Origin of the sequence: Desulfamplus magnetovallimortis, from assembly GCF_900170035.1 — a bacterium.
Lineage (GTDB): Bacteria > Desulfobacterota > Desulfobacteria > Desulfobacterales > Desulfobacteraceae > Desulfamplus > Desulfamplus magnetovallimortis.
The window spans coordinates 84,444-96,456 of record NZ_LT828554.1 but is presented as its reverse complement, the minus strand read 5'-3'; the positions used below and the strand labels follow the sequence as shown (position 1 = coordinate 96,456).

7 protein-coding genes are annotated in these 12,013 nt (G+C 39.8%); 5 read left to right on the top strand and 2 right to left on the bottom strand.

Annotated elements, in window-relative coordinates; translation table 11 throughout:
* The first annotated feature begins 17 nt into the window (after positions 1-17).
* The 5 genes from MTBBW1_RS20420 (at position 18) to MTBBW1_RS20400 (ending at position 11,512) form a co-directional block, all read left to right on the top strand.
* A complete protein-coding gene (locus tag MTBBW1_RS20420) occupies positions 18-1,493 on the top strand; it encodes a transglutaminase-like domain-containing protein (protein WP_080806607.1) in 1,476 nt (491 codons plus the stop codon).
* Positions 1,486-2,217 (top strand): ABC transporter ATP-binding protein, encoded by a 732-nt coding sequence (locus tag MTBBW1_RS20415; RefSeq protein WP_080806605.1) that lies wholly within the window; start codon positions 1,486-1,488, stop codon positions 2,215-2,217. Before MTBBW1_RS20420 ends, MTBBW1_RS20415 begins: the two co-directional genes overlap by 8 nt.
* Before the next feature lie 297 nt (positions 2,218-2,514).
* Positions 2,515-5,949: a C13 family peptidase gene (locus MTBBW1_RS20410; protein WP_080806603.1), complete on the top strand. Its 3,435-nt coding sequence runs from the start codon at positions 2,515-2,517 to the stop codon at positions 5,947-5,949.
* 21 nt (positions 5,950-5,970) lie between these two features.
* A complete protein-coding gene (locus MTBBW1_RS20405; protein ID WP_080806601.1) occupies positions 5,971-9,276 on the top strand; it encodes a C13 family peptidase in 3,306 nt (1,101 codons plus the stop codon).
* A gap of 487 nt (positions 9,277-9,763) precedes the next feature.
* On the top strand, positions 9,764-11,512 hold the full coding sequence (locus tag MTBBW1_RS20400) for a C10 family peptidase (RefSeq protein ID WP_080806599.1): 1,749 nt from the start codon (positions 9,764-9,766) through the stop codon (positions 11,510-11,512).
* Here MTBBW1_RS20400 and MTBBW1_RS28595 read toward each other — a convergent pair.
* Together MTBBW1_RS28595 and MTBBW1_RS20395 are read right to left on the bottom strand one after the other, a co-directional pair.
* Positions 11,490-11,666 carry a hypothetical protein gene (locus MTBBW1_RS28595; protein WP_186441560.1) on the bottom strand — a complete coding sequence of 59 codons (177 nt, stop codon included), beginning with the start codon at positions 11,664-11,666 and terminating at the stop codon, positions 11,490-11,492. The two genes, MTBBW1_RS20400 and MTBBW1_RS28595, sit on opposite strands and share 23 nt — an antisense overlap.
* A gap of 143 nt (positions 11,667-11,809) precedes the next feature.
* The gene (locus MTBBW1_RS20395) at positions 11,810-11,995 is read right to left on the bottom strand and encodes a FeoB small GTPase domain-containing protein (protein ID WP_245809491.1); all 186 of its coding nucleotides are present in this window, start codon (positions 11,993-11,995) and stop codon (positions 11,810-11,812) included.
* Positions 11,996-12,013: the final 18 nt, after the last annotated feature.

Here is a 12,013-nt window from a genome sequence, read left to right as displayed (position 1 = left end):
AGATATGAGGGTTTACGATGACGCTTTATGATACAAAAAAATTCAGATGGAGTGCCTTTGCAGCACTTCTTGTTTTCAGTGTACTTTTGGGATACAGGGTTATTTTTTTCAATGGTACCTTCAGGGGAATCACAAGCCCGGATGCCTGGCAGGCAAAACCACTTGAAGCAGGTGAATCATGGATGAACGTTTTCCAGAACGGCAGAAAAATCGGCTTTACCCGCCGTATCCTTGAAACAATAGGAGAAGAGTACCGGATTCAAGAAGAGACTGTCATGAACATAAATACAATGGGCATGACACAGGAGATCAGGGTAAAGTCGGTGAGTACAACCGGTATGGACTTTGCCTTTAAATCATTTGATTTTGAGATTGCCTCGGGCAGTTTTGATTTTTCCCTTAAAGGCGAAATTAAAAACAATGTTTTATATCTTTCTGACGGCTCCACAAAAATTCCCCTTGAAAACCGCCCCTATCTTGCATCCGGAATAACCCAGGCTGTGGTAGCATCCGGACTTGAGGAGGGGCAGGAGATGATAATATTTGTATTTGACCCTTCAACCCTTGGACAGGCCCCTGCTGAAATAAAGGTTCTTGGAGAAGAGAATATAATACATGATGGAAATGAGGTAAAAACCAGAAAAATATTACTCAGATTCAGAGGGTCAAAACAGTTTGCATGGCTTGATGAAGCCGGAAATGTAATAAAAGAGCAGGGGATGCTTGGAATCACGCTTGTCAAAACAGACAGAGAAGGCGCCCTTGACGGACTTCCCTTAGAATCAAGCGAAGATCTTACACGCCTGGCATCTGTTGCATCCAACAAAACTTTTGAAAACCCCGAAAAGCTTGATCAACTGAAAGTAAAAATTAGAAATATTGACGATCTCATTGAAGGTGGTGTATTTTCACTAAACCAGGGAAGACAGAAATGGGAAAATGGTACTCTTACAATAACAAAAGAGTTCATTATAAATGACCAATTTTCAGAAAAAGCTTTTTCTGAAGCAGTTCAAGGGATTGACCCCATGTTCAGGGATGCTGATACCTTTATCCAGTCTGACCACCCAAAGATAAAAAACATAGCTGAACGGATTGTAAAGCAAAGTGATCCCCCACTTGAAAAAGTGAAAAAATTTGTGGCATGGATTCAGCAGAACATCAAGCGGCAGCCTGTACTTTCAATGCCCAATGCCCTTTCCACACTTGAGAACCGCATGGGGGACTGCAATGAACATGCTGCACTTTTTGCAGCGTTTTGCCGTGCCGCCGGCATTCCGGCAAAGATTGAGGCAGGTCTTGTATATCTCAATGGCCGCTTTTACTACCATGCATGGAATCTTGTCTTTGTGGAGCAATGGATAACAGTTGATTCGCTGTTCAACCAGATACCGGCAGATGTAACGCATATAACATTTTCATCAGGTTCCCAGGATTTGCAACTGGATCTTCTGGGAATGATGGGAAAAGTGGAGCTTGAAATAATTGATTGAGATCAGAAACCTTACTAAAAAATATGGCAAAATAACAGCGGTTAACGATTTGACTCTCACCATCCCCCAGGGAGAAATTTTTGGTTTCATCGGCCCCAACGGAGCCGGCAAAACCACCACAATAAGCATGATGGCAGGGCTTCTTTCTCCTACATCAGGCAGCATAACCGTTTGCGGCACCGATATGCTCAAATATCCTGAAAAGGCTAAACAAAAAATCGGGTACATACCTGACAGGCCATATATATACGAAAAACTCACTGCCATGGAATTTCTAAAGTTTACAGCAGATCTTTTCAATGTCCCGCAAAATGATTTTATCACTAAAGCAGAGGCAGAGTTGAAACGATTTTCCCTCCTTGACTGGGCAGATGAATTAATAGAATCATTTTCCCACGGCATGAAACAGCGCCTTATCATGTGTGCCGCCCTTTTCCACGACCCTGAGCTTGTTGTTGTTGATGAACCAATGGTTGGACTTGACCCTTCTGCCATACGGATGGTCAAAATTCTGTTAAAAGAGCTTGCGGCAGGAGGAACAACTGTCTTCATGTCCACCCATACCCTTCAGATTGCACAGGATGTCTGTAACCGCATTGGTGTAATACACAAGGGAAAGCTAATTGCAGAGGGCACAGTGGAAGAGCTTACCCAAAAAGCAAGAGCGGATCGTGCCGATCTTGAACAGATATTTATGATTCTGACAGAAGTTCCACAATCATGATTGTAACGGAGGTTTCTTAATCATGATTCTAATGGAGGATTGGATTCTTACTCAAAATCGACATCTTATTGCTTTTTTAGAAGTTATTGCAGTTGTCTGAACCAGGATAACCAGGATGGATAGGATGCTCAGGATAGATAATCCTGCCTTATCCTGTTAATCTTGGGAATCCTGATTCAGACAGTGTTGACAAGGCTTACAAGATCATAGGTGTCGATTTTGAGTTCTTAATAATACAGGACGGTGAGAGATGAGAAGTTGATCATCCCCCATCCCACAACTTCAGGAGGGTTACTTATGATCAAAAATAATAATAACATGTCGTTCATCAACTCACTCCTTTATAAATCATTCCTCTACTTATGCAGTAAATTAGCGAATCTGTTTTCTTTACTTTGCCTTCTGATCTCACTTATCTTTCTCCTTGCTCCTCTCACCCTCGCATCACAGGAAAATTCCCTTACCCACATAAGATCATGGCCACAGATATCGGATTCATGGTGTCTCAACACCCCGATGGATATTGCTGTTGATTATGATGGAAATATCTATGTTCTTGATACAGGCAACTATCGCATCCAGAAATTTACCCCAAACCGCAATTTTATTACATCATGGGGAAGCCTGGGAAGTGGCAATAACCAGTTCGTTGACCCGAAAAGCATAGCATTCCATCCTGAAGGCTATATTTATGTTTCAGACAATGGATATAATGAATCCGCCGGTCAGGTCAATCGGATTCAAAAGTTTACACTGTCTGGTAAGTGGATTAAATCTTTAAGCGAATGGAAGGAGGGGAATACCCCGCTTGAAGAAGAAGATCCCCCATTTAATACACCCGTTGCCGTTACTACGGACAAGGATGGCTATCTCTATGTTGCTGTTATACGTGTTAATGACGGTGAAAATAAGAATAACCGAATATACAAGTTCAACGCCGAAGACAACTTTATAAAAAGCTGGGAAATTTTAGAGGATGATACATGGAGTGATTCCAAAATTATTGATGTTGCCGTTGAACCAGATGGAAATATACTGGTACTTGTTGACACAGGAGATAACTATCCTGTTGTTCAAAGATTCTCTTCAGAAGGTGCATTATTGGAGCAATCCGCAATCAATGGCCTCCAGGAAAAATTTTTTAATAAAGGTTTTGACGGAATCTGTGTAGATAAAAATAATAATATTTATATAAGTGAAATTTGTGGATACTATATTAATATTTTCTCAAAAAATAGCGAAATTATTAAACGTTTCGGTGGAAATGGAATTGGCGAAGGACAATTTAACCAGGTTCACGGCATTACCCTTGATCAGGAAGGAAATCTCTATGTGGCAGATTCCGACAATCAGCGCATCCAGAAATTGACATCCCAAGGAGATTTTATATTCAGTATTGGGTGTTCAGGGAATGAAAATGGATTATTCAATAACCCTGAAAAGATCCTTATAGGCCATGATGAAAGGGTTTATGTTGCAGATTCAAATAATGAAAGAATTCAAATTTATGAAAAAAACGGTTTACCTGTTGCTGAAATCCCCACTGAAAATTATGTAGTGTCAATGGCTGTAGATGACGACGGATATGTCTATACTATTCATGAATGGGAAAAAATAATTAAAAAATATACTGCCGATGGGATTTACATAACCCAATGGGATTCTGTTGGCGGTTTTTCTTTTACAAAGCCCGTGGATATTGATTTTGGGCCGGATAATTATCTTTATGTTGCAGATAAAGGAGACTTGGCTGGCGGAAAAACCGGAAGAATTTTCAAGATAACAACTGATGGTGACTTGGTAAAACAATGGAATAACAGCGGGTACTATATGGGAGAATTTACAGAGATATTTGGATTAAAAGTAACAGATGGCTCTGTTTATGTGATTGATTATGCATGGTATGAACCGGTAATAAAGGATTGCCCAGAAGTGTTGGAGAACCCGGATGCTACCTGCGGTGAGGAACTCGCCACCGTCCAGAAATTTGACTTAAATGGAAATTATCAGCTTCACTGGGGGAGCAGGGGAATTCAAAACGGTTTTTTCATAAACCCCACTGATGTGGCAGTTGACCCACAGGGTTTTGTCTGGGTGGTGGACTCCGGAAATTCCCGTATCCAGAAATTTGATTCAAATGGTAACTGGATTGCTTCATACGGAGAGAGGGGAACAACTCCTGGAAGTTTTTCAGGAATAAAGGGAATTGCATTTGACAGCGACGGTCTTCTCTATACAACCGAATCAGGAACAAGCAGAGTTCAGGTTTTCAGTACAGAAGGTGAACCGGATGATCCTGGTGATGATCCTGACGATGACCCAGGGACAGATCCCGATGACAACCCGCAGAATGATGCACAGGGCAAAAACATTGCAATTATTGTTGCAGGAGGAGGCCCATATCAAGGAAATACACTATGGGATGCCACCCAGATGTGCGCCAACATGGCATACAGAACCCTTATTTATCAAGGATATACAAAAGAGATGATACAATACCTATCCTGGGATACAGGTCTTGATCTTGACGGAAACTCCCTTGCCGATGATGTTGATGGAGAACCTTCTACAACAAACCTGAAATCAACCCTTGAAACATGGGCAAAAGGGGCAAAAAGCCTTGTTGTTTTCATGATTGATCACGGTGGAGATGAACAGTTCAGGCTGGGGGAACTTGAGCTCATGAGTGCATCTGATTTTGCAGGCTGGTTTACAACAGCACACAGCAGCATATCTGGAAACACAATCCTGATTTATGATGCCTGCCGTTCCGGAAGTTTTCTACCATCCCTTGCATATTCAGGTGAAAACCCCCCCATTATCATAACAAGCTCTAAAGATGATCAGAATGCATATTTCACAAATAACGGAACACTATCCTTCTCATATCAGTTCTGGAGCGCCATAGGGAACGGCATGAATCTGATGGATGCCTTTCTTTCAACCAGAAACGCAATTCAATTTACCTACACAAGCCAGTCTCCGCTTATTGATGATAACGGAAACGGAATTGCCAACGAGGATTATGAAGGGCTTGCTGCAAGGGAGATATCAATTGGCAAGGGGACAATATCAGCAGGTGATTTTCCTGCAATTCAATCAATATCTTTTATGCCTCAAAATCTGGAAGGAGAGACATCATCAACCCTTTACGCAAACAATGTAATAGATGCTGACGGAATTTTAAGGGTATGGGCGGTTATATCTCCGCCTGATCTTCTTTCCGGAAACCCTGACAACCCTGTTACTGAACTTCCCTCTGTGGAGCTTTTGCCCATTGGGGGAAACAGTTTTCAAGGAACATACAAGGGTTTTACAGCAAAAGGAAAATACAAAATTGCAGTTTATGCTGAAGATAAACTTGGAAACATATCCCTGCCTTTAACCACGTCCCAAGGCATTATCCAAAATCAGGGAGATGCATCTGCTGTTGCAAGTTCTGATGCATTTCATATCAGACTTCCATGCGTTAAAATCGGTGATCAGTGCATGGAAGCCATGTTTGAACTTGATGTATCAAAGAGTTCCGGTCTTTTCTACATACTGGATTTTCAAAGCCTTGACGATGTTTTATGTTCATCCGTATGCGCTGAACTTCTACCTGATTTAAATATCTCTGTACCAAGGCTTATTTTCAACGATATTCCTCTATCTTTTATTTTTAGGTATAAAAATGATCAATCACAGTTTGTCTGGGAGCTTGATTTGACGTCCGTTAAAATTATTCCCTGATTTTTTAAAAAAGGAGGAGAGATGTTAAAAAAAATTACAGTTCTTTTATTACTGACTTTTTTCCTGCCACTTCCTGCCATAGCTTTGGAGCAGGATTCGCTCTCATTTGAGACCATGTGGCCACAGAATTTAAAGCCATGTCTCCATGAACCAGAGGATGTCGCTGTTGATAACAAAGGAAATATCTACATACTTGATGCAGGAAACTACACCATACAAAAATTTTCGTCCGATGGAAAATGGATAACCTCATGGGGAAGCTATGGTACAGCAGATGGAGAATTTTTATTTAAGGGCATTGTTTCAATTGTATATCACCCCAACGGATATATTTATGTATCTGACTATGGATATGATCATGTCACAGAAACAGAATCAAGTAGAATTCAGAAATTTACCCTTGATGGAAAATGGGTCAAAACAATTGATAAATGGGGAGATACTAATAGTAAATTCAACGCTCCAAGGGGCATGGCTGTTGATGAAAACGGAAATATTTATATAACCGATCCTGATTCAGCAAATGATGAAGAAGACAAAATTCATATTCAGTGGATCTATAAATTTGATATCAATGATAATTTCATAACAAGATGGCAGACAGAAGAGATGAAAACATGGACATACGGCGAAATAATGGATGTTGCTGTTGAACCTGACGGTAACATTCTTGCCCTTATCGGAGGTGGGTATTATGATTCGGAACTAAGAACCATCTATCCTGTCCAGCGTTTCACTCCAGATGGAACTCTTCTGGATAAATGGGAAGTGGACATGAATCTCTATGAAGCCAATTATTCCGCTCTCGGGATCAGGAACCACGCCTTACATGTTGATGCAGCTAATAATGTCTATATGACAAGCTATCATGGTGATCGTATCCAGGTATTTTCAAAAAATGGCTCATTTATAAGAACCATTGGTTCAGAAGGAATTGCCGAAGGTCAATTTGTTAATGTCCGCACAATAACCATGGACAGTGAAGGCAATATATATGCAACTGATTCAGGAAACCAAAGAATCCAGAAACTTGATAACGAGGAAAAATTTCAATTTGCCATTGGATGTTCAGGAAGCGGGTCTGGTCAGTTTATCAACCCTGAAAAAATTGTAATAGGCCCTGACAACAGGGTATATGTGGCAGACTCTTCAAACAAAAGGGTACAGATCTTTGAAAAGAGCGGCAAATTTTACTATGAATTTTTTTCACAGCATCCTGTCAAAAGTGTTGCAGTGGATAGTGATGGCTTTATATATGTTACTGGTCAATCTGTCACAAGAACCGATTCTGAAGTCTATGGTATTGTAGAAAAATATGCTTCAAACGGCTCTCTTGCGTCAACAATTGAAATCAAAACCGGTTATAAACCAGGAGATGACAACGACTTTGTTGATTTTGTGGACATAGTTTTTTTCAACGATCATCTCTATGTTGCTGATCAAATTCATGACATTATATATCAGATAACAAAAGATGGTGAAGTTATTACTTCATTTGATGTTGGCAATACTGATGAAGCTTATCACAATGACACAGGCAATAATGTGATAACAGGTATGGATATCGCCCCTGACGGAACAATATATATTATTGGCATTATTGATAATATCCCCATGGTTGCAGGATATGACCTTCAGGGTAACAGAGTTGTTTTCTGGGGAGGAGAGGGAACAAACAATGGCCGTTTCAGCACTGCTAATGGTACACCTCCGGCAGATGTTGCTGTTGATCAATCAGGTGATATATGGGTGGCAGATACTGGAAACAACAGGTTGCAACGGTTTGACAATAAAGGCTTCTGGAAAGAGACATTTGGAGAGCAGGGTTCTGCCCCTGGAAAATTTTCTGTTATAAGAGGAATAACCTTTGATCAGGAGGACCGGCTTTTTGTCACCGAATCTGGTAACAGCAGGGTTCAGGTTTTTTCAGAAAACCAAGAGATTACATCAACAGAAGATATGGCAATCATTGTTGCAGGAGGCGGACCCTACCAGGGCAATACACTGTGGGATGCGACACAGATATGTGCAAATATGGCTTACAGGACTCTTCTCTATCAGGGATTTACAAAGGAGAATATCTATTTTCTATCTTGGGACATGGATCTTGATCTTGACGGAAACTCCCTTGCCGATGATGTTGATGGAGAGCCTTCTATAACAAACATCAAATACGCTCTTGAATCATGGGCAAAAAGAGCTGAAAACCTTGTAGTTTTCATGATTGACCACGGAGGGGATGAGCAGTTCAGGCTTGGGGAACTTGAGCTTATGGCTGCTTCTGATTTTGCAGGCTTTTTTAAAACAGCACACAGCAGCATATCCGGCAGCACAATCCTGATTTATGATGCCTGCCGCTCAGGAAGCTTTATTCCCCTTCTTGCATCAACTGACTCTGCATCAGGAAATCATCCTGTTATCATTACAAGTTCCGAAAATGATGAAAACGCATATTTTACAAATAACGGAACATTATCTTTCTCGTACCAGTTCTGGAGCGCCATTGGAAACGGCATGAATCTAATGGATGCCTTTCTCTCAACCAGAAACGCCATTCAATTTACCTACACAAGCCAGTCCCCTCTTATTGATGATAACGGAAACGGAATTGCAAACGAGGATTACGACGGCCTTGCTGCAAGGAAAATATCAATTGGCAGGGGAACAGTATCAGCAGGGGATATTCCTGCAATCGACTCAATATCTTTTATTCCCCAAAATCTAAATGGAGAAACTTCTGCAACTATTTCTGCAAACAACGTAATTGATGCAGACGGAATTCTTCGTGTGTGGGCGGTTATTACTCCTCCTGATCTTCTTTCCGGAAATCCTGACAACCCTGTTACTGAACTTCCTTCTGTTGAGCTTTTATCCATGGGCGGAAACAATTTTCAGGGAACATACAATGGTTTTACTGCAAAAGGAAAATACAAAATTGCCGTTTTTGCTGAAGATAAACAGGGAAGCATATCTTTGCCTTTAACCACTTCCCAAGGCATTATCCAAAATCAGGGAGATGCATCTGCTGTTGCAAGTTCTGATGCATTTCATATCAGACTTCCGTGTGTTAAATTAGGTGATCAATGCATGGAAGTCATGTTTGAACTTGATATTTCCGACAATTCCGGTCTCTTCTACAAACTTGATTTTGAAAGCCGTGACGATGTTTTATGCTCATCATCCTGTGCCGAACTTTTAACTGATTTTGATATCTCTGTACCAAGGCTTCTTTTCAACGATATGCCTTTATCTTTTATTTTAAGATATCAAGACATGTCACAGTTTATCTGGGAGCTTGATTTGACATCGGTTAAGATTGTTCCTTGAATCTAACAAATTCAATAACTACCTAAACGATCATGGCTGGAAGTCAGCCACCCCCGAATATAGAAATTTATATCTATAGTATTCCAGATAATTAAATTGATAATGCAAAGGTCTAACTATCTGTTATCTGGATTAATTTTTTTGACCAAAAAATAGGCGTCCTTCATATGACTCCAAAGGTACTTTACACTTTTTTGTGAGAGATTTCCGCTACCCAGAGTTTTTTCTCCAGAAAGTGTAAACTGGGAAATGAAGCATACCAAAAAATAAAATAATTTTTATATGAAAGTCCCCGCAAATATCTGTTTTTATAACGACTTTCAACACTTCGATTGTGACGGTGAACCGCCATGTTGGTTATAGAAAGCTATATTTCCATGGTAAACAGGCATGATTGACTACGTATCAATCACCCCCAAATCTAAAAAGGATACTCATTTTCACGGTAAAAAAAGAACCATAAAACATATAAACATAGGATAACATAATGAAATTATTAAAAAAAATTGCTTTATTCGTTTTAAAAATATTAATTACATATACAACAATATTTATCTCGCATGTATGGGCAGGGGAACCGATCATCGGAACCGTAATTGAACTTCCTTATTCATCGTCTGCCGGAATTGCAGTTGATGGAGAGTATTTCTGGTTTGTTGATACAAAAACAGATCTGATATTCAAAATTGATCAATCAGGCCATGTTTTATCATCTTTTCCTTCACCTGGAGACAATCCTAAATGCCTTACCCATAACGGTAACTCACTGTGGCTTTCTGAAAGCAGTACGGATCTTATCTATCAACTTGATAAAAACGGTAATGTTATTAGCTCTTTTGCAACCCCGGGGACATATCCAAGGGGAGTTACCCATGATGGAGCCTTTATCTGGCACTGCGACAGCGAGATTAACAAAATATATAAACTTGATAAGTCAGGAAATATTCTCCAGAAAATTGACTCCCCTGTTAAATCCCCATATGGACTGGCTTTCAACGGGAATCATCTCTGGATAGCTGGCAGGGATTCAGGAAAAATTGTTGAAATGACTATGTCAGGTGTGGTGTTAAGATCAATGGATTCTCCAGAAAAAAGTCCATATGGACTTGCTTTTGACGGCAAAAGCCTCTGGTCTCTTGAGACGAGTAGTGACAAGATATACCAAATCAATGTCGATATTGACATGACAGATACCCCTTATCTTGTCAAAACAAGATGGGGACAACGGGATGAATATGCACGATTTACCCCTGATAACTACAGATGCGGATGCTGGTCAACTGCAATTGCCCAGATACTCTATTATTACAGATTACAGCCCTTTGGAAGTATAACATACGATACTACGACAGGATACTCATTAAATGAAAATCTTGATGAGTATCAGTTTGACTGGGATCTGTTTGTAAACGAATTTGATGATTTGACAGATGATGAATCCATTAACGAAGTTGCAAGATATGTTTATTATACATCACTTGTCATACAGAAAAACTTCAATACTGGAACATACATGATATCATCTTCAGAAAGGGCTGAAGAACTTGAAAAACACTACTCCTGCGATGTCGAAATTTTTACTTTGTCATCATCTTCCATGGAAGTATTGAAAGACATTATTTCAAGTGAAATTGAGTCATGCAGACCTGTAATGCTATACCTTGACCATCCAGATATTGGTCATGCTGTTGTAATTGACGGTATAAGGGTTGTGGACAACATATTCTATGTTCACGTAAACATGGGAAGCCAGGGACCTAAAAACGGATGGTATGATTTTGATACTCCAATTTTAGGGGTTTATGAAGTCAACAAAATACTTACCATAAACCCTCTTGATTTTGATACAGAATCTGTTGAATTTTGCAGCAAGAATAATGATTTTAGTTGTTCCGATGCTGAAAACTCCGGATATACCTACATCACACCCAATTTATCGCTGCATGTTCCTTCACTTTCATGGCAAAATGAATATGGCGATACTGCTTACTTTCAGGCGACTTTTATCTTAACATCTGTTAACGGGAATCTCTATTTTCAACTAACGGATTTGCTGCCAGGAAAACCAGCAGAAAAAGAAATTGAATCCACTCTCTCTTCAACTCTGGATATAAGCATACCTGAAATGGAGTTTTGCCAACAAAATGGAGTGTCAACTAAAATATGGGCAAAACTCAGCTTTATACCAGGATTTGAGACCTTTTTGTTCAACATCACCGATTTTGGATATTGGTAACAGAATCAATAATGCCGGAGCTGCAACTACAATTTCGGCACTCAAGTGAATTACAACCGGACTGCTTTTCACCTGAAAACACCTTTTTAAGATAGATGGTGCAGTGGATAACTGCTGCACCAATAATTATAACAACAAAAATTGAGTCAAACATTTTTTTCACTCCTGTAACTTATTAATTCTGTTTATTTAACTTACCAAAACTCCCCCTCTCAAGTCTGTAGGATGTGGCTGGGGGGTAGGTGAATGGGCAAGTTATTCAAAATCAATTCCTTAGCTCGTAAGTCATAAGTTTTCTTAAGTTAACACCACACATAATATATTACTCAAGAGTCGTAAGTTCTCAAATCCGTCACCATATATTGTGTTTTTTACTCCATTTTTACCGTTCCTGGTAACTATGGGCACAACCGGTACACCAAGAAGTGATGAGAGTTTTTCAATATCAGTTGATATGCCCCGTTTATCTGCCACATCCATCATATTAACTCAAAATCGACA